The organism is Corynebacterium sp. BD556, from assembly GCF_038452275.1.
In the GTDB taxonomy this organism is placed as follows: domain Bacteria; phylum Actinomycetota; class Actinomycetes; order Mycobacteriales; family Mycobacteriaceae; genus Corynebacterium; species Corynebacterium mayonis.
In genome coordinates this window covers 1,204,633-1,230,614 of the sequence record NZ_CP141643.1, presented here as the reverse complement: position 1 = coordinate 1,230,614, position 25,982 = coordinate 1,204,633, and the positions used below count along the sequence as shown (strand labels likewise).

At 55.5% G+C, this 25,982-nt stretch carries 16 protein-coding genes, 1 tRNA gene, 1 pseudogene and 1 CRISPR repeat array (1 of these 19 running past the window's edge); of the genes and pseudogenes, 12 read left to right on the top strand and 6 right to left on the bottom strand.

The window, feature by feature from the left end; genetic code table 11:
• The first annotated feature begins 9 nt into the window (after positions 1–9).
• Positions 10–1,581, top strand: coding sequence for a glycosyltransferase family 4 protein (locus VLL26_RS05745; RefSeq protein ID WP_342318181.1), 1,572 nt, complete (start codon positions 10–12; stop codon positions 1,579–1,581).
• On the opposite strand, the gene VLL26_RS05740 is transcribed toward VLL26_RS05745, so the two are convergent.
• Positions 1,521–2,243, bottom strand: a complete 723-nt coding sequence (locus tag VLL26_RS05740; protein ID WP_342318180.1) for a DUF6270 domain-containing protein — start codon at positions 2,241–2,243, stop codon at positions 1,521–1,523. The genes VLL26_RS05745 and VLL26_RS05740 overlap by 61 nt on opposite strands.
• 342 nt (positions 2,244–2,585) lie before the next feature.
• Between VLL26_RS05740 and VLL26_RS05735 the strand changes: the two genes are divergently transcribed.
• The 4 genes from VLL26_RS05735 (at position 2,586) to VLL26_RS05720 (ending at position 6,553) form a co-directional block, all read left to right on the top strand.
• Positions 2,586–3,554 carry a Mu transposase domain-containing protein gene (locus VLL26_RS05735; protein ID WP_342318179.1) on the top strand — a complete coding sequence of 323 codons (969 nt, stop codon included), beginning with the start codon at positions 2,586–2,588 and terminating at the stop codon, positions 3,552–3,554.
• Complete coding sequence (gene istB, locus VLL26_RS05730; protein WP_342318178.1) at positions 3,551–4,345, top strand: IS21-like element helper ATPase IstB; 795 nt, start codon at positions 3,551–3,553, stop codon at positions 4,343–4,345. The genes VLL26_RS05735 and istB (VLL26_RS05730) overlap by 4 nt, the downstream gene beginning before the upstream one ends.
• A 422-nt stretch (positions 4,346–4,767) precedes the next feature.
• Positions 4,768–5,712, top strand: a complete 945-nt coding sequence (locus VLL26_RS05725; RefSeq protein WP_342318177.1) for an ABC transporter permease — start codon at positions 4,768–4,770, stop codon at positions 5,710–5,712.
• Positions 5,702–6,553 carry an ABC transporter ATP-binding protein gene (locus tag VLL26_RS05720; RefSeq protein WP_342318176.1) on the top strand — a complete coding sequence of 284 codons (852 nt, stop codon included), beginning with the start codon at positions 5,702–5,704 and terminating at the stop codon, positions 6,551–6,553. Before VLL26_RS05725 ends, VLL26_RS05720 begins: the two co-directional genes overlap by 11 nt.
• A gap of 6 nt (positions 6,554–6,559) precedes the next feature.
• Here the strand turns inward: VLL26_RS05720 and VLL26_RS05715 are convergent, their stop codons facing one another.
• From VLL26_RS05715 to VLL26_RS05700, 4 genes and pseudogenes are all read right to left on the bottom strand, one after another.
• On the bottom strand, positions 6,560–7,162 hold the full coding sequence (locus VLL26_RS05715) for a hypothetical protein (RefSeq protein WP_342318175.1): 603 nt from the start codon (positions 7,160–7,162) through the stop codon (positions 6,560–6,562).
• A pseudogene (locus VLL26_RS05710) lies at positions 7,144–7,986 on the bottom strand (IS3 family transposase); the annotation flags it as partial. The gene VLL26_RS05715 and the pseudogene VLL26_RS05710, both read right to left, overlap by 19 nt.
• An 11-nt stretch (positions 7,987–7,997) precedes the next feature.
• Positions 7,998–8,282, bottom strand: a complete 285-nt coding sequence (locus VLL26_RS05705) for a transposase (RefSeq protein ID WP_342318170.1) — start codon at positions 8,280–8,282, stop codon at positions 7,998–8,000.
• 43 nt (positions 8,283–8,325) lie between these two features.
• On the bottom strand, positions 8,326–10,107 hold the full coding sequence (locus VLL26_RS05700) for a hypothetical protein (RefSeq protein WP_342318174.1): 1,782 nt from the start codon (positions 10,105–10,107) through the stop codon (positions 8,326–8,328).
• Between the two features lie 226 nt (positions 10,108–10,333).
• Here VLL26_RS05700 and VLL26_RS05695 point away from each other — a divergent pair, with 226 nt between their 5' ends.
• The 6 genes from VLL26_RS05695 to VLL26_RS05670 all read left to right on the top strand — a co-directional run bounded on the left by VLL26_RS05695 (position 10,334) and on the right by VLL26_RS05670 (position 19,167).
• Positions 10,334–14,818, top strand: coding sequence for a glycosyltransferase (locus tag VLL26_RS05695; protein WP_342318173.1), 4,485 nt, complete (start codon positions 10,334–10,336; stop codon positions 14,816–14,818).
• A gap of 109 nt (positions 14,819–14,927) precedes the next feature.
• A tRNA-Ile gene (locus VLL26_RS05690) sits at positions 14,928–15,001 on the top strand.
• 221 nt (positions 15,002–15,222) lie between these two features.
• Positions 15,223–16,953 carry a hypothetical protein gene (locus VLL26_RS05685; RefSeq protein ID WP_342318172.1) on the top strand — a complete coding sequence of 577 codons (1,731 nt, stop codon included), beginning with the start codon at positions 15,223–15,225 and terminating at the stop codon, positions 16,951–16,953.
• Between the two features lie 211 nt (positions 16,954–17,164).
• Positions 17,165–18,091 carry a glycosyltransferase family 4 protein gene (locus VLL26_RS05680; protein ID WP_342318171.1) on the top strand — a complete coding sequence of 309 codons (927 nt, stop codon included), beginning with the start codon at positions 17,165–17,167 and terminating at the stop codon, positions 18,089–18,091.
• Positions 18,092–18,226: 135 nt separating this feature from the next.
• Positions 18,227–18,511 (top strand): transposase, encoded by a 285-nt coding sequence (locus VLL26_RS05675; RefSeq protein ID WP_342318170.1) that lies wholly within the window; start codon positions 18,227–18,229, stop codon positions 18,509–18,511.
• A gap of 44 nt (positions 18,512–18,555) precedes the next feature.
• Complete coding sequence (locus tag VLL26_RS05670) at positions 18,556–19,167, top strand: DDE-type integrase/transposase/recombinase (RefSeq protein ID WP_342318169.1); 612 nt, start codon at positions 18,556–18,558, stop codon at positions 19,165–19,167.
• 16 nt (positions 19,168–19,183) lie between these two features.
• On the opposite strand, the gene istB (VLL26_RS05665) is transcribed toward VLL26_RS05670, so the two are convergent.
• Positions 19,184–19,972 carry an IS21-like element helper ATPase IstB gene (gene istB / locus VLL26_RS05665; protein ID WP_342318168.1) on the bottom strand — a complete coding sequence of 263 codons (789 nt, stop codon included), beginning with the start codon at positions 19,970–19,972 and terminating at the stop codon, positions 19,184–19,186.
• Between istB (VLL26_RS05665) and VLL26_RS05660 the strand changes: the two genes are divergently transcribed.
• Positions 19,971–21,211, top strand: a protein-coding gene (locus tag VLL26_RS05660) for an IS3 family transposase (protein ID WP_342318167.1) whose coding sequence is annotated in 2 segments (ribosomal slippage) — positions 19,971–20,298 and positions 20,298–21,211 — 1,242 coding nt in all. Because the reading frame shifts where the segments join, the coding sequence is not laid out codon by codon here. The two genes, istB (VLL26_RS05665) and VLL26_RS05660, sit on opposite strands and share 2 nt — an antisense overlap.
• A gap of 59 nt (positions 21,212–21,270) precedes the next feature.
• A CRISPR array of direct repeats spans positions 21,271–25,982; the repeat unit is 28 nt; unit sequence GTGCTCCCCGCGTGAGCGGGGATGAGCC; it runs 685 nt beyond the window's last position.

Below are 25,982 nucleotides of genomic sequence, written 5' to 3'. Positions count from 1 at the left end.
GGAATTGCTGTGAGGGCTTTGTTTCCACTCAAACTCGTCGTAGTTCTTCTAACTTCAACAGCTCGCTTGGGTATGGAAAATCCGGAGCTGTTAGCAGAAAAGATCCGCGAACGTCTCCGCCAGTCTGGTGTGCGCGTACCTTTTGCCTCGCCAAATAAGTCTCAGGGAAATGAGACTGAGTTTTTGCGAACTGCGTTCGAGAAAGGAGATTTGGGCTTTCTTGCGTCTCGTCGACTAACTTTCTCTCAATGGATTCGTACTCGGAGCAGGGCGTTGCCGCGGGTCGCGAGGCAAACACTCGAAGTCCTCCGAATGCAAATTTATCCCGGCGTGGTAGGGGGCAGGAACAGCGCTATTCGCCCATTGTTTATGTTGACCAATAGTCTTCCTCATACAACCTCCGGATACACTTTTCGGAGCCAAGGTTTGTTGCAAGCGCTTTCTGATGAAGGGATCAAAACTCTGGCGGCCACCCGTTACGCCTATCCGCTCGTGGTTGGAAGGTTCCCAGGCGGAGATGTAGAACGCGTTGGAGATGTGGAGTACTGCCGCCAAATCCCGTGGATTTATAGGTCGAGCATGCGTGTGCGCATAGAAAAATCCGCACGGATGTTGGCAGATCTTGCGCGCGAAAATGAAGCGACGATCTTGCATACTACGACGGACTACAAGAATGCCCTCGTGGTGTCGAAAGCAGCTCGCGAACTGGGAATTCCTTGGGTTTATGAGGTAAGGGGAGAGCCGGAAAAGACGTGGCTTTCGCGCCAGCCGAAGGCAGAACAACCTCTCCGCAAGGCTTCTGATTACTACCGTGGATCCCGCGCACGTGAAACTTTTGCGATGCAACAAGCGAGTGGAGTAGTGGTCCTCAGTGAAGTCTCTCGAGAGAATCTTGTTGAAAGAGGAGTCGATCCAAAGAAGATTGTCGTTGTCCCAAATGCAGTTGAAGCGAAGTATGTCGGCATGAAATGTGACCGAAGGGGAATTCGAACCGAGCTCGGACTTGCCCATGACGTTACCTGGGTAGGAAGCATCTCATCGTTGGTGCAATACGAAGGCTTTGATGACTTGATTCGCGCTGTGGCTCAAGTAAGCGATGTGTTTTTGCTCATCGTAGGTGAAGGCGTGGATCGACCCCGTCTGGAAAATTTGGTAGATCGTTTGAACGTAGCGGATCGTGTGAAGTTCGTGGGAAAACAACCGAACGAATCAATTTGGAAGTGGTACGCCTGTTTGGACGCTTTTGTTGTCCCACGAAAAGACACGGAGGTGTGCCGTACGGTTACTCCCATCAAACCATTAATGGCGCAGGCTCTCGGAATTCCTGTTATCGCTAGTGACCTTCCGGCTCTCCGAGAGATTACGGGTGGACTAGCGACGTACCATCGCCCGGAATCGGTCGAGGATCTCGCACGAGTTCTTCGGGGAGTGGAGTCTAATCCTGCACAGGATCAAAGATCCATTGAATGGGCGTTGAAGCACACATGGCAAGCTAATGCGACGAAGCTCGTGGAAATGTATCAACGCCTGCTGTCTTCATCTCCACCGGACCTCTCAAGCTCTTTAGCGACCCATTCATAGAATTCTGGGATGTAGTGGTAAGGGGCCGTTCCCCATCTATGGTTGGAATCCGCCACACAAAGTTCTTCAGGCACTTTTAAGATATTTGCCCCAAAATCATCGAGGAATGTGAAATATGGAGAGTAAAGATTGTTCCATTCGGTGATTTCTCTCCCGTTTAGGTCAGCCAGTCTTTCTCCCTCCAAATCGCGCGTCGCAAAAAGCGACTGGAGCACAACGATCTTATGTTTCTTTGCTGCACGAAATACAGCGGGGGTGGCCGCGCGGAATAAGTCGAAGTGTTCATCGCTGCCGAAAGGAACCTTTCGTGGTCCACGGAGCTGGTCGCGCCAGCCTGAGTGCTTCAGCTCCGAAAGATCTGTTATATACCCGCCGTCTATGGTTCTCAGAACTCCGCTTCTTTCGTCTACTAGGTCTAAAAGCAAAATTTGCGGTTCCAGGCGGTCTAATTGGGGCAAAACACTCGACCGGAAATCATTTTCGAGCATGCGCTGTTGAAAAGAGCTCTCCAGGGATGACGGCTGCTTGGGGCGGGGTACCGGAGCGCTGGTGGCTGAAATCCACGAGCTGCGCGCGAAATACGCCCGGAGGCGAAGATGCTCTAGCGGTTGGGAGAAGACATCACGAGAAATACAACTGCCAAAAACTGTCACGTCGTGCATGAATCCACTCTATACGGTGGTTCTCCTGAGCCGACTGCGACGCATTTATCACCAAACTTGCGTTGGCTAACACGAACATCTTGAAGTGCTGAAAAGTCTCGATGAAACGCCATGTTTTAAGGGCACGGATTCTCGGATGAGGGCAATTGGTTGGGAGATTCTAAGAAGCGATACTCCGAGTTTGCGGCTAGTAGGTATTGGCGGAAGTGGCGAGACGACATCGATGGTTCAGAAATTCACGTTGGCGGAGGCGTAATGGTGGTGGTCCCTCGGCGGAGGCGCACAACCTCCTCACCCCGGTTGAACGCGAAAGTCATCGCTTAGCGCGTCGGGTGGGAAGGCTTGGAATCATGGTTCCGCAAAAACGTAGCCAAAATACGCCCGGAATACCTTCCACCAGATCCGGTCGACACGTTGGACCACCTGCCGGGACATGAGATCCAGTGCGACTTAACCTTCGCCCCGGGCGGGCTGCCCGATGACACAGGAGCGTTTCGCACGCTGCCGGTGTTGGTGATGGTTGCTGCTCATTCCCGTTTCGCCGGGGCGCAGATCTTGCCGTCGCGCACCACCGACGATCTGCTAGCCGGGATGTGGGACCTGCTCGAGCACACGTTTTCGGCAGTTCCCACTCGACTGGTATGGGACCGTGAACCCGGCATCGGCAAAGCTCGACTGTGCGACCCAGTAGCCGCGTTCGCCGGTGCCTTGGGCTGCAAGATCGTCCAAACCCCACCCAGAGATCCGGAATCCAAAGGCATCGTTGAGCGCACCAACGGGTACATGAAAACCTCGTTCTTCCCGGCACGGCGATTCACCACGCGACAAGATGTGCAAACCCAACTCGATGAATGGTTCACCACCGTAGCCAACGTGAGAACACACGCAGTGCTGAAAACCTCGCCAACTGAAGCGTTCAGACTCGATCGGGCCGGGATGCGACCGCTGCCACCGTATGCGCCCACCTTCGGCACCCGCCCCGCAGTACGGCTGCCGCGCAACTACTACGTCACCGTCGACACCAACCATTACAGCGTCGACCCCGGCTACGTTGACCGGCTCGTGACGGTCCACACCACCTTGAACCACGTCATCGTGACCGGACCCGGCGGAAAGACAATCGCCACCCACCAGCGAATCTGGGCGAAAGGACGAACAATCACCGACCCCGCCCACCAAGCCGCGGCCAAAGTACTGCGCCACCAACGCGCGGCCGTGACCGCACCGAAACCCAGCCTCGATGTCGATGTCGCCGACTTAAGCGTCTACGACCGCATCTGCTCAACACCAATTAAAAGGACCACCGCATGACCCGCACCCCAGCCAGCGACACCACCGCGACGATCCACCGCTTCGCCAGAGAGCTCAAAGCGCCGCGCATCGCAAGCATCCACGCCACCATCGCCGAACAAGCCCGCGCCGAATCCTGGACGCACGAGGAATACCTCGCCGCGGTGCTGTCTGTCGAAGCCACTGCCAGAGCAGAATCAGGCGCCGCCCAACGCGTCAAACGCGCCGGCTTCCCATCGATGAAAACCCTCGCCGACTTCGACTTCACCGCCCAACCCGGCATCGACCGTGCAAACATCGCCCGTCTTGAAACCGGCGCCTGGGTCGCCACCGCCGAAAACGTTGTCCTGCTCGGCCCACCCGGCACCAGCAAAACCCACCTTGCCACGGCACTCGGCGTCACCGCAGCGCAGCAAGGCTACCGAGTACTCTTCGACACTGCCGCTGGGTGGGTCAACACCCTCACCGAAGCGCACACGATGGGCAAACTAGAACCAACCCTGAAACGCTTAAGCGACTTCCACCTGCTCATCATCGACGAACTCGGCTACATCCCGGTCGAGGCCGACGCCGCGAACCTGTTCTTCCAACTCGTCTCACGCCGATACGAACACGGGTCGATCATCGTGACATCCAACCTGGCGTTTTCCCAATGGGCGCAATGCTTCGGCGACGTCACCGTCGCCACCGCCATGGTTGACCGTATTGTCCACCACGCCAAAATCTTCCAACACCGCGGCACCAGCCACCGCATCAAGGGAAGGGAAAACCCCGCAACAACCCCCGCCCTGCAACCACATCAGGCACAATAACAAACGACCACACTGGGCTACTTTTCAAAGAGCGCCAGCGGGCTACATTTCGAAGAGCGCGCACAACTTGTTCTAATGTGTATTCAGGGTGAGGGCTCCTTGCCAAAGTTAAGGTGTCAAAGGTGACCTGAGAATAAAACTATTGCACTTCCTTATTGGATTGGCTGAATTAGGGGATCCGATGCCTGAGGGTTGGTAGACACTAATATCCATGCCAAATAACGCTCATCTGGTTAGCTACGGGCTCAACTAACTACATTTGGTTAGATTTCTTCCAACCACGTTGTTTCCCTTTTCCCTTAGTGCGGAATGAGGGCCTTTGGCGTCGGAGAGGTTTCGGACTATTCACTTAGATTCCGCTCGCAAGCGCTGCTGTAAAGTAGGAGGAATCAAAGCGCAGTTGTCAAGGAGAGTACATGGTTGTGAGTGAGCACCCCTCGGCATCTAAGAGCAGCCCTTCGGCGGTCTCGCGGGAAGCTGAAACTGCGCCCGCTCAAGCGGAAACAAGGGGAAAAGGCTCGGTTGTATTCGTTGATCGAAGGGGCTTGGAATCCGTAAACCAGCGGCAGCCACTTGGAGCTTATGTTCGATCTCTTTGGGTCAATCGCCATTTTATTCTCCTCCAAGCTCGGAGCTCAGCTTTCACTGAAGGTCAAGGTAACTTTTTGGGGAAGCTGTGGCTCATCCTAGACCCAGTTTTTCAGATTCTTATATATACAGTTGTCTTCGGACTGATCCTCAATACGAATCGAGGTATTGAAAATTTCCTCGGATTTCTAACTTTGGGTGTGGTGTATTTCCGGTTTCTATCCAAGGGTATTACTAATGGATCAGGGTTGGTGCAAAAAAATAGGGGAGTCATTGACTCCTTCCACTTTCCGCGTGCGTCGGTTCCGATTGGAACATCTGTAAGAGCTTTTTTTGAGAACAGCATTCCAGCACTTGTAGCCGTCGTTGGCGCTTTTATTTTCCAAGGTGGTCACGGCTTTTCGTGGGCGCTTACCGCACTTCCGGTGTTATTTGTGTTGATGCACGTTTGGGGAGCCGGAGCGACGATGATCGTCGCTCGTCTTACGGCTTTTCTGCCGGATGCGAAGAACTTCATACGAGTTTTCGTCCAGGGACTTTTCTTCATTTCAGGAATATTTTTCTCCATCGATCGATTCAATAGCCACCCTCTTTTGGCCGATATCATGACGCTAAACCCCCTTTACCAGTTCCTTAGTTCGGTTCGTGCTCCCGTTTTGGATGGGTTATTTCCATCGCCATGGCAGTGGGTGTATTTGACATGCTGGTCCGTGGGCATCTTTGTCATTGGGCTGATCTACTTCTGGCAAGCTGAAGGAGCTTATTCTCGTGTCAGGTAAGCCAACGGTGGTGTTCCAAAACGTTTCTAAGAACTATGAGATCTCAAAAGACGGCAGTAGAGTTTTTCTGCCTTGGAAGAAAAAGACGGTCGTTCACGCAGTCCGAAACGCATCATTCGTTGCGTATGAGGGTGAATCTATTGGTGTTTTAGGGCCGAACGGATCGGGGAAGTCCACCCTTCTGTCGATGATGGCAGGTAATGAAGATGCGACTGCAGGCACAATAATGGTCGCCGACAGGCCTTCTCTCCTAAGCGTCTCAGCAGCATTGCAGAACCATCTGTCTGGTTACGACAATGTGTTGCTTGGCTTGCTGGCTAAAGGTTTAAAGTTAGACGAAGCAAAAGCTTTGGTTGAAGAAATTGCTGAATGGACGGCCATTGGAGATGCGATTAATCGTCCACTTAGTACCTATTCTTCGGGTATGGGGGCAAGGCTGAAATTCGCTATCTCTACTGCGGTGCATCCGAAGATTCTTCTTGTGGACGAGGCACTGGCAACCGGGGATGCTTCCTTCAACGCGCGTGCGCAGAGTCGAATGAAAAACTTCCTCGAAGGCTCGAGTACGGTCGTTATCGTTTCGCACTCTTCGTCAACAATCAAAAAGCACTGTACACGTGCCATTTGGCTACATGAAGGCGAGATAGTCACTGATGTACCCGCGAAATCTGCCATCAAGTGGTACGACAAATGGTCTCATGCGAAAGCAAAGGGCGACGATAAATACGCCGACGACATTATCGCAATGTTAAAGCGTTTCTATACACCGCCGACAGTTGTATTCGATGATGCCGTCGAGGAGTTGTTCTGTACTAGAGATAGGCAAGCGGCAGCAAAATGAGCGGAACTATTTCGTCTTAACTTGAGTAAAACCGCGTTTTGTCAGATCTTCTTCCGATGACTTGTCAATAATCATCTGTATGAACTCCTTGACCAAAGGTTTCGGGGCGGGGGTATGGCCTTCTCCCCAGCGTGATTCGTAGAAGTAAACGCCGGGCTTATTCTCTACGGCCTTTTTGAACGGGGCGAGATGGGTGGTGACGTGATGCTCGTCGCTTAACTCCTGTAAGTACAAAACGCGTGCCTGGGTTCCCGCTTCGGCGTAGAGAGAGACTGCGGAAAAGATAGGAAGACCATCTCCCTGAGGAAACTTTCCCCTCCAAGCTAAACGCTCGTATTGGTCCACGAAGGATTTGTGGTAGCGTCGCAAATCCGTCTGTGGGTTCCACACGAGGGCTGTCGAGTTCGGCAGCAGTGTAGCGAGGATGAGTGAAGCAAAGCCACCAGCGGATCCGCCAACTAAAATAATTTGGTCGGACATGTTTTGATCCGCCGCCAATGAAATGAGATCTGCAAGTTGCTTTTGAAGGTTCGGTGCGTAAATGTTTCCAGCGTGCCAGTGGAGTGGTCTGGTTTTTAGGGCCAGGTGACTTAAGCGGCTTGTAACCATTGTTTCTTGTATTCCTCTGGGGCGATGAATCCTAGCGCCGAGTGAGGATGGTACGTATTGTACCGGTCCGACCATAGGCCCACACAGTGACGCGCGTGGGCAACGTCGAGGAAGCATTCCTGTTCGAAAAGTTCATCGCGCATCCGATTGTGAAGGGATTCCACAAACCCGTTATGCCACGGCTGTCCAGGCGGAATGAACGACCGAATCGTGTCTTCTTCCTTCGCCCACTTTTCCAACGCGGCACTGATGAATTCAGGCCCGTTATCCATCCGCAGCACCCGAGGCCGCCTACCACGGGTCAGGGTGATGACATCGAGCAATTCAGTGACCGTTGAGGCATCGATGCGGCAGTCAACGATAAACCCAATATGTTCACGGGTGAACTCATCAATAACGTTGCAGACCTTGAAGGCGTGTCCGTAGTAGTCGGAGTCAAACTGGAAATCCAGAGCCCACACATCATCCGGGCATGTCGCTGGCTCGACTCGCGGGGTCGGATCGTTGAGATTCTTCGGTTTTGCCTTCTTTCGTGGCATTACCCTTAGTCCTTCTTGGCGCCATAAGCGGCGAACAGCATCACGGCCGACGTCAAAGCCTTCGTCACGGGCTTTAACCCAGGCCCTCCGATAGCCCCACCGGGGAAAGCTAGCCGACCAGGCGTTAAGCCAGAGCCGCAGGTCGGCATATTTATCAGTCGTCGCCGGATTCTTAGCTAACTGCTGGGACCGTTGAAATGAGCTTCGAGAAACCCCCACAATCAGGCACGCCCGACGCTGGGATAGACCCATCGCCTCGATGAGGTGACCGACAGCGTCATAGCGCCTCGTGGGGTTTAGAAGTTTCCCTCAGCCAACTCCTTGAGCGCAGCCTTCTCCAACTCGGCTTCGCCCAACAACTTCTTGAGCTTGGCGTTTTCATCACGCAGCGCTTTAAGCTCCCTGGCTTGAGTTCGGTCCATCTGCCCGTACGTCTTCGACCACCGAGCAAGAGTTGCCTCACTGATCTGTAGCTGACGAGCCACATCGGCGTTGGTCTTACCTTCCGCCTTGAGCTTGGTAGCTTTCTCGAGCTTGACCACAATCTGTTCCGGGGTGTGTTTCTTAAACTTCTTCATCATTGACCATCTTCCTACCCCACAGCGGGGCAATCCTGAAAGACACTCAAGTCAAGTGGCCCGAAAAACGCAGCCCAGTCCACCAGGAAATAGACAGTTGCGGAAAGACGTCGAAAGAGGGATCGGAAATGGAAAGCAATGCCACATCAAGGTCCGACACCAGACCCTCCCCAGGAAGGTAAGGAAGCGTGACTTCCTTGGCTTTGGCTCCGTGCAGGACCACGACGAGTGGCTTGGTCGGAGCGGGGCGAAAATTGACCGATACATTACACCCATTGTGAAGGACTCTGCTGACCCCCTCGCGAAGAAGGTGGTCTTTACTGCCTGTAGCTGCGATTGTTTGGGCGGCGGTGCGCGCAGCGGTCAAGAACCGGACGAAGAACAAAGGCAGTTGCTCGGCTGAGGCAAGGGCAGTGTCAAGCAGCGTAGGTCCCTTACTTTGAACGTCCTTCGCGGACAAGAACGCAAGCTCAGATGAGAGATCGCTTATGTGCTTCTCCGTCTGCTTTCGGTGCGTCCAAGAAAGCGTTCGAAGGGACGTCGAAAAGCGAATCTGCGTTCCTTCATTGAAAGACTCTAGTGGACGGAACCAGTCGTTCAACGTAAAATTTTCAACGAAATCGGCATTTGCCAGATTTCCCCGCCCAGGCAGCTCTACTCGTTGCCCGTCTTGCTTTCGAACTTGAATGAATCCGAACCTAGGCCCTGTATGTGAGCCGACCTGCGGGAGTAAATCCAAGCGATAATAGATTCCGGGCGCTACAACCTTGGATTCCAGGGTCGTGCCACTTTGGTCTTTGAATATCGCGACGAACCCCTCATCGCTGTTGCACCAATCGCGAGGGATATAGAAAAACCGGACAGACCCCTCGGAAGCTTCTTCCGAAGGTGCTTCAACCTCGGGGAGATGAATGGCGTCAAATTGTTGAACTTCGGGGGAGGAAGCGTTTCCGTATCGGCAGTCCAACTCAGCGACTAAGTGATCTATCGAGTCGTAATCAATAGAGTCAAATTTGCGTGCGTAATACGATGACTTATCGTATTGCGAGAGGTTATTGCCCCAGCGGCAGTAGATATAACCAGGTTTGCCCCCACGAAGAGTGCGTAGAGTGACACCCGCACGTGCCATTCTTCTTCGGTTTTCTTCGTCGAATCTCTCGGGAATACTCCATGGGCTCAAAACTGATAGCTTCGACATATCTGCTTTACTAGCCACGTAAATCTTATTGCCGTGCATGTGGTGGGTGAACTCCACCACATCAGATGTTTTCTTGTCTACGTACGCAACCACTTCGTTGCTCAGGCCTGCCGCCACAATTTTACCCTCCTCGAATGCAATATTTGCGGCGGTGACAAACTGTTCGAATTGCCAGGGAAGTAAGAAATCGTCGTCATCGATCGACCCTCGGATGATTCGGTCATAGGGGGAAAAGTCGATGTTTTCGATTGCGCGTGAGAAGATGCGGTCCCGGTAAGGACCTGTCTTATTGGGGTTTTTCCATAAGTCTGGGTGGTCACCCGGGGCAAAGCCGTATCCCTCAGCAGGGTGGTCGTACTGAACCAGTATTAGTTTCTTCTGATCGGATGGAGAAAGCGATGCTCTCATTTTCTCGAACACCCGAAGCTCCTCAACTTTATCTCGCGACAGATACACGATGAGTTTGAGGTCGCATCTTTCTGGTACCGGGAACTCGGCCATACGTCGGAGGTTTTTTAGCCACGACGGGATGAAACGTTTGCGAACAGAAGGATCCAGTTCGTAGTCGCAAAACATAATTTCGTAAAGAATGATATAGCTAGGGCCATCCAGATCGATAGGGCTATTCATTCTTTTGATAATAGACGTGGAAGACATGATATTTGGAAGTTCGAACCTCGGCTCCTGCGGCTCTTGCCGTGAATCGGGCCCGCAATGATTATCTGCCATCGGGTAAAACCCGTACTAACATTGACGCGAATGATGCCAGAGTTGGAGTTCGCGAATTCTGGTGGACATAAGACGAGGGTTTAGCATCTGCAAGGAGTGGACTGTGTTTTCGGATGAGTCTCGGAGTATGAACGAGTTAAAGAAGATGCGTCTAGCAGAAGCTGTTGCGGACCGGCGCGGGCCCTACGCCAAGTTTTTTCAGCTCAATGAGGAAGAAAAAGCGGAAGCATTGGTGCGCTCGGAAACTGCCCGCAATGACGCCCTCAAGAAGCTTCAACAGGCAGAGCGAGGACTGGCGGAGCTGAAAAAGAAGAACTCAGCTTTGCAAAGCGATTACAAACAAGCGAAAACGCAGTTGCAGAACTTGCGCGAATCCAAGACTATGCGATTGGGAAAAGCACTAGTGGCTCCCGTGAACTTTTCGCGTCGTCTCGCCCGCAACCCGAAAGAAGAAACAACGCGAGCCCTCGTCAGGACGAGAGGTACTCTCGGGTCACTTCTCACCACTGGCAATAAAAGGCTCAAGGCTGGATTGTCCCGAAAAGCTTCTACGCTTGCCATCGAGCCCCAAAAGCCAGCAAACCAAACCAAAGAAGTTGAGGGAACGGAAAGAGTCACCCCCGCCGGAAATCAGCATGACTCTCATTCTTTTGAGAAACAGCTCAACCAACTGTGGTATCGAGAAGGAAAAATTGGTGCAGCAGCAGAGCTCATTGAAGCTCAGGAGGACCTTCTCGCACAATCCTCGGACAAGGTTAGGATCCTGGCGGAAAGGATTCTTGGTGAGGCGCGGTTCGATGTGCACAACCAGATCCCAGCGCGAAGTGAAGGCCCGGCGTATGTGCCGGAACCAGCGCGAGTGTTGTATTTCGTCCATCAGACACCAGTGTTCAACTCAAATGGGTACTCCACACGTACGCGGGGTGTCGCCCGCGGGCTTCAGAGCAGTGGTTTAGATGTTGTCGTTGTCGCACGATCAGGGTATCCGTGGGATTCAAAGGCGGATGTTGTTAAGCCTAAGCCTATTCGCTACGTCCAGGAACTCGATTCGATCCCTTATGTTCACCTCACCGGTGGAAACCTTAACCGCGATCCTTTCGATCGCTATGTGCTGCAGTGCGCCGATGCCTTTGTGCGAGAAGCCAGACGTCAGCGTCCCTCCATCATTCAGGCTGCATCCAATTACCGGACCGCGCTCGCAGCACTGATTGCTGCGAGAAAGGTAGGGGTGCCTTTCGTCTATGAGGTGCGAGGGTTGTGGGAGTTTACAGAGGCATCTTTGAAACCTGGTTTTGAAGGGACGGAAAGATTCGCTGAAATGCGTCGCATCGAGTCATTCGTCGCATCTGAAGCTGATCGGGTGTTTGCGATTACCGAGCAGGTGAAGGATGAATTGGTTGCTCGAGGTGTTCCGGCCGAAAAAATTGATCTCGCACCAAATGCCGTTGATCCAGACTCTTTTCTTCCGTTTCCGCGTGATGAAGGCTATGCGTCTGCAAGGAGTATCTCTAGGGAAGTCCCGGTTATTGGCTTTGCCGGTTCCATCGTCGATTATGAGGGACTTGACGTCTTGTTGGAGGCCGCAGCTCTACTCAAGAAACAGGGGGTAGAACACCAGGTCGTCATTGCTGGCTCAGGAGCGGCGGAAGGTGACCTTAAAAAGCAGGCTGCCCAGCTAGGGCTGACAAAAAAAGATGCTCTTTTCCTGGGGCGTTTTCCTCAAGATGAAATGCCTCGCTTGCATTCAACTTTCGACATCGTCTGTTGCCCTCGAAAATCAACTCCAGTCACCGAATTAGTCAGTGCCCTCAAGCCGCTAGAGTCTTTCGCTGCTGGCCGAGCTACGGTGCTTTCCGACGTCGCCCCGAACCTCGACCAAGCAGGAAGCAACGAGCAAAGAGCCCTGGTTTTCCGGGCTGGAGATCCGAAAGACTTGGCGCGCGTTCTCAGCAGACTAATTAAGGATCAGGATCTTCGATTAGATCTTGGCCGTAGCGCACGTTTATGGGTGGTCACAGAACGCTCTTGGGCAAGGCTCGGAGAGAGAATGCGTAGCGCCCATGGCGTTGCACGTTCCAATTATCATCAAGCTTTAAGGGATGGGAACCCCCCTCGCTACGTCCGTGATCTACGTGTTGGAGTCATTGCGGATGAGTTCACCCGCGCAACGCTGGAGTCGGCTTTTCACATCACAGTTATCGAGAGGAACCGTTGGCGTGAACAAATTGACAGCGAACCTCCACTCGACATGCTCCTAGTTGAGTCCGCCTGGGAAGGAAATGGAGGACAGTGGCATCGGGGAGTGGGGCATTACTCCGACGATGAAAGCGCAGACTTGAGGAAGATTTTGAAAGCGGCCCAAGAACGGGGGATAACAACCGTATTTTGGAACAAGGAGGACCCAGTCCACTTTTCGCGGTTCGCCCCAAATGCGGCTCTATTTGACCACGTGCTTACCACGGATGCCAACATGATTCCTCGGTATCATCAGACCCCGGGACAGAGAAACCAGACGATCTCGGCACTGCCGTTTTATGCACAGCCTGCACTGCATAATCCTCTGCCGACGGATCGCCCTTTCCACCGTTCGATCGCCTACGCAGGTTCCTACTACGGGGATCGCTACAAAGAACGCTCATCGTCCTTAAAAAAGCTACTTGTTGAAGCTTCGAACTACCCACTGGAAATCTATGACCGGCAGGCATCTATCCCTGACTCCCCTTATACATTCCCGGTTGAGTATCAAAGTTTCGTGAGTGGTGCACTTCCTTACCAGGAAGTGGTCAAGTCGTACAGAACTCATTTTGCCCACCTCAATGTCAACTCCGTGCTGAATTCACCGACCATGTTCTCCCGTCGGGTGGTGGAAATCGCGGCGTGTGGGGGATTGGTGCTAAGCGCCTACGGCAGAGGAATTGCCGAAACAATAGGGTCGAATATCGCGCACTCTAACTCGGACCAGGACCACAGGGCATGGTTGTATCACTGGACGCGCATCCCATCTAGCCGACTTGAGGAAATCTGGCGTCAAATGCGGACGATTTATCGTTCCCACACCACTGAATCCGCATTGCCGATCCTAGTGCGAACTGCTGGCATTGCGGTTCGCGGCCTAGAAGGGGCCCGCTACGTCGCACAGTTCATGCCCAACCATGCCTCCGATGAAGCGCGCGAGCGAACATTAAGGGCCTGCATTAGCCAGTCTGTCCCTCCGCTGGCCGTGCTACGGAGTGGTTTGACCGAATCTGAAGAGCACTTCCTTGAAGCGCACGGTGTAAAAGTTCTTTCAACCGCGCAGGATGTGCCAAGCTGCGGGGACGTTTTCGCAGTACAGTTCAATGAGAATTCCGGTCGTACGTGGGCTGAAGACGTTTTACTTCCAATGCGTTTTGGGGAGTTCACCGCGGTCCACGTCCGTTCTCCGAAGTTCTTCGCTATAGATGACCCCGTTGTTGAAATGCGAGACGAGGCTGACAAGAACGGGCGCGGAACCTACGAACTGGTTGCTGAGCTGATTCGACCAGCTCATCCAAGTCAAGACAACTCCCCCGTAATCGACCGAGAAGTAGTCATTACCGCGCCTTTCGCGAATGATCCTCCTCCGAAGGCGCCCGGGCAAATTTCCGACGATTTGCACGGAAAAGTAGTAGTGGTTGCCGGCCATGACCTTAAATTTGCTCAGTCTCTGCTAGCTGCACTTGAAAAAGCCGGAGCACACGTTCTCAAAGACGAGTGGGAGAGCCACACTGCTCATAACGAAAGCCAATCCGAGGAGCTGCTGGCAAAGGCGGATATTGTCTTTTGTGAATGGGGCCTTGGCAATGCTGTTTGGTATTCGCAACGAGTTCGAGCTACACAGAAAATGTTCGTTAGAGTTCACTCGCAGGAGCTCTTTCGCCCGTACTTGAAAGAGATAGCCAGCGAAGTCGTAGACGCCTTTATTTTCGTCGGTGATCTCATCCGAGCGGCGGCTGTACACAGCCATGGTATTCCGCAAGAGAAGACAGTAGTTATCCCGAACGCTGTCAATTTGAAGGGGCTGGCCAAGCCGAAGGTGCCGAGGGCTGCGAAGACTCTTGGAATGGTAGGCATAGTTCCCCAGTCGAAGCGTCTTGATCGGGCTGTGGACATCCTGAGCGGCCTGCTTTCACAGGACCCGGAATACAAGCTACGCATTAAAGGAAAAACTCCGGAGGATTACCCTTGGATGAAAAATAGGCCGGAGGAGATGCGGTACTTTAAAGATCAGTACAGGAGAATCGAGGAGATTAACCGAAAATACCCCGGTGCGGTTGTTTTCGACGGCTTCGGTTCGGATATGAATTCGTGGTATGAGAGCGTAGGCATTGTCCTTTCCGTGAGTGATTTTGAGTCCTTTCACCTAACTATCGCGGATGGAGCAGCTTCAGGTGCCGTGCCCTTTGCTCTTAATTGGCCCGGTGCCGACCGCATTTATCCAACGGAATGGCTGTATGGCAACACTAATGAAATAGTGGATGCAATCCTTAAAAACAAGAACTCTCCAGCTCAGGCCGAGCGACTTCGAGAGGCGGTATCGGGCATGGCCGAGGAACAAGTTTTGAATCGAATCCTGCGGTTGATTGCCCAATAGCGTTGTTTGCCCAGCAGGTTTCACTTTGCATCGGGGAAAGCGAATTGGTGTTTGTTTGAGTATTGCATATTCTGGAATAGCAGCGTTTGGAGGTTTTTCTCGCTGCAAAGGGGCTATAGCTCAGTCGGTTAGAGCCGCGGACTCATAATCCGCTGGTCCCGGGTTCGAGCCCCGGTGGCCCCACTTAAGTGCGTTTTCGTAAGCGCCTCAAATCTCTCAGAGCTGCTTCGGGGACCAGCCCTTCTTTTGTTCCAAGTCGGTCATTGGGTACCGACGTCTACAAAAGCCCGGTATGCAACCTGAGAAATGCGTTCTTATATCCTGTATCATCATCGAGAGGATTGAACCGCCCAAACGCCATCCGGGTCGGTTTGAGTGAAAAACGACTTGTACGGGAGTAATACGTGGAGCAACATCAGCTTTCGAATGTGCCTAAGCTTCCGGTTTCGGAAGTTGCTTGCAGGGAAAGCGTAGCGTCATCTCAACGAATCTCTATCTTCGTAGAGTCTTACTCGAGTTCAAATAAGCCCCGTGAGGCGCTAATCGCTTTCGAGTTCCAGAATTCCGAAGGCGATGAGGTTGCTTTGGACGGATGGAGCCATCATTCGGAGCAAGTCGGACACTACTTCTATCTTTCCACCGCAGAAGATGAAGGCTTAGTGCAGGATCGAATTGATTTGGTTGTGCCCGAATCAGCAGAAACACTGGTGTTGATTGGAAAGCAGTGGAAGTCCGGAACGGAAACCTTTGTTCTTGGAAATATCCTGGTACAGAACCTTGACGAGGGAAAAGTTGTCCACCAATGGCCTTCTGGAGCCTACATCCCGGTCGATTCACCGGACTTCTATCAGTCGATTCCGGTCGAGCAGGGGACTTCGCTTCTCAACCTTCACACCACATACGTTCCACAAAAAGAGCAGAAGGCCACTGTTCCCCTTAAAGCCCACTTCTTCGATGAAGCGGGAAATGAGCTGCTGGGAAACGCTGACCTGCCTCAAAGCGCTAAGTTCGGCGCGTACCTTTCTTTTCCTAAAGGGCCGGAGGAGGAAACAGAGTTTGACCTTAGTCTCAGCGTTCCACCACGCGCACGGGAACTGAGAATTAGTGGCGTGGATTGGGGGAGCAGCAAGGTCACACTCCTGCGGCCATTTTCTCATGATGCCCCAGTCAGCGAATTTTTTGACCTGAGGGAGTTTCTCAAGGATTTACCTCCCAATCAAAAGCTGCTAATCATCGACACAACTGCGCCTCCCCTGGGCCACGATACTTTGGCTCTGCGACCGAACAATCTCGCGGCCGCTTATAGCCGCCAGGGAATCGCGGTTATTTTCGTTCCGTTTGGGTCTCTGCACGAGTTTCCTCAGGTTATTAACGATAATCTTGTGCAGGTACCACGTTCTGGCTTCGACGAGATGATTGCGCTGAGCCTGGAACTCCGAGATTCAACAAATAGCGCTTTTATCTGTTCTTCATTGCCGAGTATTCAGAGCGTTACCGCGGCGCAGCGGCTAAAAACGTCTGGGTGGACCACGATATATGAATGTCGTGATGACATGGAAGAATTCAACCGAGTCGGCTACTCGAAGTGGTACGATCCGCAACTCGAACGGCAAATCCTGCGTATTGTTGATTCGGTTATAAGTGTTAGTTCTGCACTTGATGAGAAACTCATCTCGCTCTACCCACACATAAAGGATCACAGTGTTAGCCCGAATGCGGTTAATCAGACGACTCTAGATGTCGCTAGAGAGTTGCGGACCGAACAGGCAATGCTTGCACGCAATTCCTCCACAACGGTTGGGTACGTTGGTCATCTAACGCCTAGTTGGTTTGATTGGCCTCTAGTTCTCGAAGCTGCTAAGCGTTGCCCTTTCATCAACTTCGAGATTGTCGGACACGGAATGCCTGATGGACTCACACTACCGGCCAACGTGTCATACCTGGGGCCAAAAACGCATGAAGAACTCATCCAAACCGTGCACCGTTGGAAGGTTGGACTAATTCCTTTCGCGGACATTCCATTGACCCGATCTGTGGACCCGAACAAGATCTATGAGTATTTCGCTTGGGGGGTTGCGGTGCGTGACAGCACCGATGGGAATGGTGGAAAAATATCCGTCGACATGGGTATATAGGGGTGTTGATGAATTCGTGAATGCTATAGAGGGCGCTTTATCTGAGGAGATGACTTCTGCTGAGCTCAGCACCCTTAATTCTTTCCTGGAAACCGCAACATGGGACTACCGGGCAGGGGAAATAGCCGCCAGGATTTTTGGATAAGTAATGAGAGAGCTGGAATTCGAAATGCGGAAACTGATAGTTTATCCTAACTGCTCCAAGGGGGGAGTGACCTCCGTGATCCGCGGACGCGCGGCGAGCGAGAGGCAAACTCAGTTTGACGTTGTTTTTTACAACGACCGGGGTGGTTTATCGAGCTTTCGCGATATGGACAACATCAATGTTCGCATTGTCCGGGAAGATCGCGCGATTAGTTTTTTGAAATACCTTGTAACTCGGGTCGACTATGAAGAAATTAATATCCTTAGCTCTCCCAAAATTGCTAATGCTTTGGCGGAGGACGATGGGCTCGCCATCACCTATGAGTTCCATTCTTCGAACATGACTGTGATCGAAAATGAGATGTCGGTCCTTGACTTCGATCGACTCAGTTCGATCCTTGTGCCGTCGGTAATGATGCAGGAGAAGGTTGCGGACCTGCTACCGCGGCGCGTACGTCGAAGGCTATTCGTGTGCCCTAATCTGGTTGATCACGGTTTGTTTTCGCCGCAGGGTGTGTCGGACTTTTTCGCGCATGATGAAACTTTGAGCTCAGCGGGCTTAAAACCTTTGGTCTGGGTTGGGCGATTCGACAGGGATAAGGGCTATCAATACGCAATTAGGGCACTTGCGCAGCTCCCCACGAATTACGTTGGGGTCTTCGTCGTCAGCCTGGAACACGACCCTTTGCGCGCCAATCGGTTCTTCTCCGAGTGCGACGCTATGGGGGTGCGAGATCGCGTTCTTCTATACATGAACCTTTCTCAGCCTGATATGGCTAACCTATACCGTTCCGCTCGCGATGCCGGCGGCGCGTATTTGTCGACCTCTTTGATGGAGTCTTTCGGCTATTCTATCGCCGAGTCGTTGTCGTGTGGACTATCGTGCGTCAGCTTCGACCTTCCTGTTCTCGATATGCATGAAGGGCGCGGGAACCTCCACCGTGTCCCAATTGGTGATGTTCAATCATTCGCAGACGCTGTTCGAACGCTTTAACATGTAAAGGCTAGTCCCGAACTTTTTAAAGAAACGTGTAGTAGTTCGGGTGGGCCTGGACTGGGCTGCGTTTTTCGGGCCACTTGACTTGAGTGTCTTTCAGGATTGCCCCGCTGTGGGGTAGGAAGATGGTCAATGATGAAGAAGTTTAAGAAACACACCCCGGAACAGATTGTGGTCAAGCTCGAGAAAGCTACCAAGCTCAAGGCGGAAGGTAAGACCAACGCCGATGTGGCTCGTCAGCTACAGATCAGTGAGGCAACTCTTGCTCGGTGGTCGAAGACGTACGGGCAGATGGACCGAACTCAAGCCAGGGAGCTTAAAGCGCTGCGTGATGAAAACGCCAAGCTCAAGAAGTTGTTGGGCGAAGCCGAGTTGGAGAAGGCTGCGCTCAAGGAGTTGGCTGAGGGAAACTTCTAAACCCCACGAGGCGCTATGACGCTGTCGGTCACCTCATCGAGGCGATGGGTCTATCCCAGCGTCGGGCGTGCCTGATTGTGGGGGTTTCTCGAAGCTCATTTCAACGGTCCCAGCAGTTAGCTAAGAATCCGGCGACGACTGATAAATACGCCGACCTGCGGCTCTGGCTTAACGCCTGGTCGGCTAGCTTTCCCCGGTGGGGCTATCGGAGGGCCTGGGTTAAAGCCCGTGACGAAGGCTTTGACGTCGGCCGTGATGCTGTTCGCCGCTTATGGCGCCAAGAAGGACTAAGGGTAATGCCACGAAAGAAGGCAAAACCGAAGAACCTCAACGATCCGACCCCGCGAGTCGAGCCAGCGACATGCCCGGATGATGTGTGGGCTCTGGATTTCCAGTTTGACTCCGACTACTACGGACACGCCTTCAAGGTCTGCAACGTTATTGATGAGTTCACCCGTGAACATATTGGGTTTATCGTTGACTGCCGCATCGATGCCTCAACGGTCACTGAATTGCTCGATGTCATCACCCTGACCCGTGGTAGGCGGCCTCGGGTGCTGCGGATGGATAACGGGCCTGAATTCATCAGTGCCGCGTTGGAAAAGTGGTGTGAGCGCTCTTCGAAATGTAGCCCACTGGCGCTCTTTGAAATGTAGCCCAGTGTGGTCGTTGTTATTGTGCCTGATGTGGGGTTGGTGAGGGGGTTGTTGGTGCGGGTATTTCGCGTCCTTTGATGCGGTGGCTTACTCCTCGGTGTTGAAAGATTTTGGCGTGGTGGACGATGCGGTCGACCATGGCGGTGGCTACTGTGATGTCGCCGAAGCATTGCGCCCATTGGGAAAACGCTAGGTTTGAGGTCACGATGATGGAGCCGTGTTCGTAGCGTCTGGAGACGAGTTGAAAAAACAGGTTCGCCGCGTCAGCTTCGACGGGAATGTAGCCGAGTTCGTCGATGATGAGCAGGTGGTAGCGGTTTAATCGTTTCAGCAGCGTTTCGAGTTTGCCGGTGTTGTGGGCTTCGGTGAGGGTGTTTACCCACCCGGCGGCGGTGTCGAAGAGGACGCGATAGCCTTGCTGCGCTGCTGTGATGCCAAGTGCGGTGGCGAGGTGGGTTTTGCCGGTTCCGGGTGGGCCGAGCAGGACGACGTTTTCAGCTGTGGCGACCCAGGCCCCGGTTTCAAGGCGTGCGATTTCAGTGCGGTCAATACTGGGTTGTGCGGTGAAGTCGAAGTCGGCGATGGTTTTCACGGCCGGAAAGCCGGCGCGTTTGACGCGTAATGATGCTCCGGATTCCGCGCGGGCGGTCGCTTCGACAGATAGCACGGCGGCGAGGTACTCCTCGAATGTCCAGGATTGGCTACGTGCTTGATCGGCGATGGTTGAGTAGACGGACCTGACCCCTTGGTGGTGGACACGCTGAAACCAGCATTTCGCTGGGGAAGTGAGGTACCTTTCCACCATGCCACGCAAGACCTACACCGAGCAGTTTAAGCGTGACGCAGTGACGTTGTACGAGTCGACCCCTGGAGCCACGATCAACGCGATCGCCTCCGATCTCGGGGTCAACCGCAACTCCCTGCGCACCTGGCTCGACGCCTTCGGCACCGGCACCAAAACCAACGCCAACGGTGAAAAAGTCGCCAGCCCGATCGCCGCAGCCAACAGCGAACGTACTCCTGCTCAAGGACTCTCCGATGCCGAACGCATCCGCATGCTGGAACGCGAAAACGCCACGCTACGGGAAGAACGAGAGATCCTGCGCAAGGCGGCCAAATATTTCGCGGAAGAGACGAACTGGTGAACCGCTTTCAGTTCGTTGATGACCACCGAGACTTCTACGAGGTCAAGCGGTTATGTGAGGTCCTGAAGATCAACCGGTCCTCCTACTACAAGTGGAAATCTGCTGCTCCTGCCCGCCGGCGACGCCTCGTCGCTGACGCGGCGCTGGGAGCGAGGATCAAGGCCGTGTTCACAGCTGAGAACGGCTGTTACGGGGCGAAACGCATCACAGCGGCCATCAACTCGGATCCGACCAGCGATGATCGCCTCAATCACAAGCGCACCGCCAGGCTGATGCGCCAGATGGAATTGTTCGGCTACACCAAGAAACGCCGCGTAAAGACCACGGTGTCTGCGAAACGCGCTCCGACGTTTCCGGATCTGCTCGCACGCCGTTTCACCGCGGAGAAACCAAACACGGTCTACGTCGGCGATATCACCTACCTCCCGATTGCAGATGGGTCGAATATGTACCTGGCGACGGTCATCGACTGCTACTCGCGGCAGTTGACCGGTTTCGCGATCGCCGTCCACATGCGTACGGAGTTAGTTGAAGAGGCTTTGATGATGGCTTACGGGATCCGTGGCGGGCTTGACGGAGCGATTTTCCACTCCGATCATGGCAGTGTATACACCTCTGATCGGTACCGAAGACTATGTGAACGTCTCGGTGTTACCCAATCGATGGGAGCAATTGGTACCAGCGCGGATAATTCTCTGGCGGAGTCGTTCAACGCCACGTTGAAACGGGAAGTCCTTCAAGATGCACCTGTTTTCGCCAGTCAGCTGGTGTGTCGCCGGGACGTGTTCCAATGGTGCAGTCGCTACAACACCAAACGCCTGCACTCGAGGTGCGGCTATCGTTCGCCGAACGCCTTTGAATCTTCCGAAACAGCTATACTCAAAACCGCATCTGATTAAAACTCCGTGTCCACTTTCCGGGGTTCAGACCCCTTGCTGGAATTCCTCAGTCTAGAGAAGTGCTCCCCGCGTGAGCGGGGATGAGCCAAGAAGTTATTCAAGAACTGAAGGAACAGTGGAGTGCTCCCCGCGTGAGCGGGGATGAGCCCAATGTCATTGTGATATTTCCTTTCTCTCCAGGGTGCTCCCCGCGTGAGCGGGGATGAGCCCCCGCGTCCGCCGTTTCGTCACCGAATGGGAACGTGCTCCCCGCGTGAGCGGGGATGAGCCCAGCTTGTCCTCACTAGAGTAGTAACTAAGGTAGTGCTCCCCGCGTGAGCGGGGATGAGCCCCTAGGACAATGCCATGCACAATCACCTCCTGCGTGCTCCCCGCGTGAGCGGGGATGAGCCCTCCTGAGGAGGATAGTACACTGCTACGACTTGGTGCTCCCCGCGTGAGCGGGGATGAGCCCCGAATACTGCCCCATCACGTTTCGGAAACTTTGTGCTCCCCGCGTGAGCGGGGATGAGCCCAGGCGCATCTGGAAGATGTGCGGGAATTATTAGTGCTCCCCGCGTGAGCGGGGATGAGCCCGCCTTCCGTCAGGCAATCAATAGTCCGGTGCAGTGCTCCCCGCGTGAGCGGGGATGAGCCCGAACAAGGGGCGGCGGCAGCGGCAGAGGGACTGTGCTCCCCGCGTGAGCGGGGATGAGCCTTCCTCGTTGCGCGAAAAAGAACACACCATCGGGTGCTCCCCGCGTGAGCGGGGATGAGCCCGAGGGTGCAAGCGTCAACAACAAGGAGGAATCGTGCTCCCCGCGTGAGCGGGGATGAGCCCTCAACGACGAAGAAGACGAGGACTAACCCCCAGTGCTCCCCGCGTGAGCGGGGATGAGCCCACGGAAGATTTTTGCGTACTGGGGGCGATAGAGTGCTCCCCGCGTGAGCGGGGATGAGCCCTAACGCAGAGAGCAGAAGGGCTTCGGAGTCGCGTGCTCCCCGCGTGAGCGGGGATGAGCCCCATAAGTCGCAGCATCTTTCTGACTTCGGTGCGTGCTCCCCGCGTGAGCGGGGATGAGCCCCATCGGTGAGGGTTTGGCTGTAGACCTCTCCCGTGCTCCCCGCGTGAGCGGGGATGAGCCCGCGAGCTGCGGGAGCTGAACTGTTTCCAGGCGGTGCTCCCCGCGTGAGCGGGGATGAGCCCAGTATAGAGAGCGGTGGAATGTCCCGCAGGAAGTGCTCCCCGCGTGAGCGGGGATGAGCCCAGTATAGAGAGCGGTGGAATGTCCCGCAGGAAGTGCTCCCCGCGTGAGCGGGGATGAGCCCTAACGCAGAGAGCAGAAGGGCTTCGGAGTCGCGTGCTCCCCGCGTGAGCGGGGATGAGCCGGTTTAGATTGGATGAATCCGGTCTCCACAAGCGTGCTCCCCGCGTGAGCGGGGATGAGCCCGGTCTTTGCTGTACCAGCACGCCCTATTTTCAGTGCTCCCCGCGTGAGCGGGGATGAGCCGGGCACCAGCACCTCACTGGGGATGCCGGTGCCGTGCTCCCCGCGTGAGCGGGGATGAGCCCAGTATGTTCTTACTTGATGGGTTAGAAGAAGAGTGCTCCCCGCGTGAGCGGGGATGAGCCTGTAAGCAATGGAAACAATGTCTCTATTGATTAGTGCTCCCCGCGTGAGCGGGGATGAGCCATACCAAGCACAACGTACTCATCCTGCAAGGGGGTGCTCCCCGCGTGAGCGGGGATGAGCCCCCCCGGCAGGCTGTGGGGCAATTAGATCCACTGTGCTCCCCGCGTGAGCGGGGATGAGCCCGAATGCGTCTGCCCAGGGTTTTCCCTATCTGCGTGCTCCCCGCGTGAGCGGGGATGAGCCCATCGCGGCATACGTGCCGTCGATCTTGTCGGGGTGCTCCCCGCGTGAGCGGGGATGAGCCCCGGTGATGAAGTCCGCCAGGTAGCGGCGGGTAGTGCTCCCCGCGTGAGCGGGGATGAGCCGCTTGCCATGCACGACAAGTTTGGTGCCCTTGGGTGCTCCCCGCGTGAGCGGGGATGAGCCCAGCGACTAGAGGAGTTCCTCAATGACTAAACAGTGCTCCCCGCGTGAGCGGGGATGAGCCTTATGATGCTCCACCAGTCAATCCATACTTGCCGTGCTCCCCGCGTGAGCGGGGATGAGCCCCCGCTGGCACAAGGACGATCTTATCGCACATGTGCTCCCCGCGTGAGCGGGGATGAGCCGAGGGTCAAGCGCAATCGCGTGCATCCGCTGGTGTGCTCCCCGCGTGAGCGGGGATGAGCCTTTTGCACGAGGAAGAACAGGCCGCTCGAAAACGTGCTCCCCGCGTGAGCGGGGATGAGCCCGACGCAAGGACAGGGCGCCCATCCTCAGCGAGGTGCTCCCCGCGTGAGCGGGGATGAGCCCGATTCGTTCCAGATCAACCCACCCCGACTTGCGTGCTCCCCGCGTGAGCGGGGATGAGCCCTGGGGAAGGGCACCCAGTTCTCGGCGCGGCTGGTGCTCCCCGCGTGAGCGGGGATGAGCCCAGAGTTCCCTCCGTCGGCGGGACAGGCTGCGCGTGCTCCCCGCGTGAGCGGGGATGAGCCGCTGTGAGCGCGACCGATGTGAACGAGTCTGTAGTGCTCCCCGCGTGAGCGGGGATGAGCCCTGCTGGTGAACGCTCGGTGCGCGGGCATTCCAGTGCTCCCCGCGTGAGCGGGGATGAGCCGCAGTTCAAAAAGTTGCCCTTCCGGTGCGTCTAGTGCTCCCCGCGTGAGCGGGGATGAGCCGCATTTCACCATCGACTAATAGCCTCACCCAGGGTGCTCCCCGCGTGAGCGGGGATGAGCCCGTTTTAAAAGGCGGTCGCGGCAAATCAAGCGCGTGCTCCCCGCGTGAGCGGGGATGAGCCCCTGATGGGTCAGCGTAAAACCCGACAACACGAGTGCTCCCCGCGTGAGCGGGGATGAGCCCTTAAAGAGTGTCAGCAAGACAGGAACACACCAGTGCTCCCCGCGTGAGCGGGGATGAGCCCGCCTTTGCCACACTACTGCGTACGTTGGGTGGGTGCTCCCCGCGTGAGCGGGGATGAGCCCCATGCTCATTGCTTTTGAAGGCCCTGACAAGAGTGCTCCCCGCGTGAGCGGGGATGAGCCCCTGCTGGTCAACCTCACCACTGAGCTCCTTAAGTGCTCCCCGCGTGAGCGGGGATGAGCCGCGATCGCTGCACGACGCAGATCGTCCCTGGCGGTGCTCCCCGCGTGAGCGGGGATGAGCCGCCAGCCGACGACGGGATCAGCATCGAGGACGGGTGCTCCCCGCGTGAGCGGGGATGAGCCCATATCCATCGTTCCGTTCTTCAACCAACGCTGGTGCTCCCCGCGTGAGCGGGGATGAGCCCCATCCCATTCGACACGACTAGCTCCGGGGTCAGTGCTCCCCGCGTGAGCGGGGATGAGCCCAACACCGGGCCCAGTGCTTCGAGGGCACAGAAGTGCTCCCCGCGTGAGCGGGGATGAGCCCATGATGTTCCGTGACTTGATCGCACTCGAGATGTGCTCCCCGCGTGAGCGGGGATGAGCCGACGGGCGCAAGTCCACAACCCCGAAAGGACCAGTGCTCCCCGCGTGAGCGGGGATGAGCCCTGAATACGAAGGCGTGCACGATCTTCCATCGTGTGCTCCCCGCGTGAGCGGGGATGAGCCGTCGCGGTGCGGCAGATTAATGATTTCTATTCCGTGCTCCCCGCGTGAGCGGGGATGAGCCCCTACCCCAGCATGGCGACGTCCAGAAATCAGAGTGCTCCCCGCGTGAGCGGGGATGAGCCCCGTGTTGGGGCTGCCGGATACGCCGTAGGACAGTGCTCCCCGCGTGAGCGGGGATGAGCCGCCCACAACCCGAAAGGACAGCCGCATGACCACGTGCTCCCCGCGTGAGCGGGGATGAGCCTGAGGGAGTGGGATTTGTCGGGGATTGATCCGGCGTGCTCCCCGCATGAGCGGGGATGAGCCGCTGAGGCCGAGCACCAAGCCACCGCCGCTGCAGTGCTCCCCGCGTGAGCGGGGATGAGCCTCTAGCGAGGTTCAATGGCACCCCGCACACAAAGTGCTCCCCGCGTGAGCGGGGATGAGCCGATGGAACCGCCAGCCCAGCGACCGAAGCTGAGGTGCTCCCCGCGTGAGCGGGGATGAGCCCTGCGGGTGCGACGCAGCCGCAGCGGCCCCACCGTGCTCCCCGCGTGAGCGGGGATGAGCCCGCAGCACCCCCAGGGCGCGGTGAACCGTCGTGGTGCTCCCCGCGTGAGCGGGGATGAGCCCCCGTCCGGGGCGGTATGCAACTGGCTGGACAGGTGCTCCCCGCGTGAGCGGGGATGAGCCCTCTCAAGGTCGGCGCCGCTACCGCAGGTGTTGGTGCTCCCCGCGTGAGCGGGGATGAGCCCCCAGGCGGCGTACCACAGGGCGTCGTACTCGCGTGCTCCCCGCGTGAGCGGGGATGAGCCCAGCGGAGGTGAGATCGAGCAGGGTGCGGAATCGTGCTCCCCGCGTGAGCGGGGATGAGCCGGAGAGTACTAAATGAGCTACCAAGAGACCGGAGTGCTCCCCGCGTGAGCGGGGATGAGCCCCTTGCCAGAGGGGGCGGTGTAGCGCATCACGCGTGCTCCCCGCGTGAGCGGGGATGAGCCGGGTGGAGGCGACAATCTCGCACCTGGTGTTTGGTGCTCCCCGCGTGAGCGGGGATGAGCCCGCCGTGACCAGCGAGAACGGCGTGACCTCCTCGTGCTCCCCGCGTGA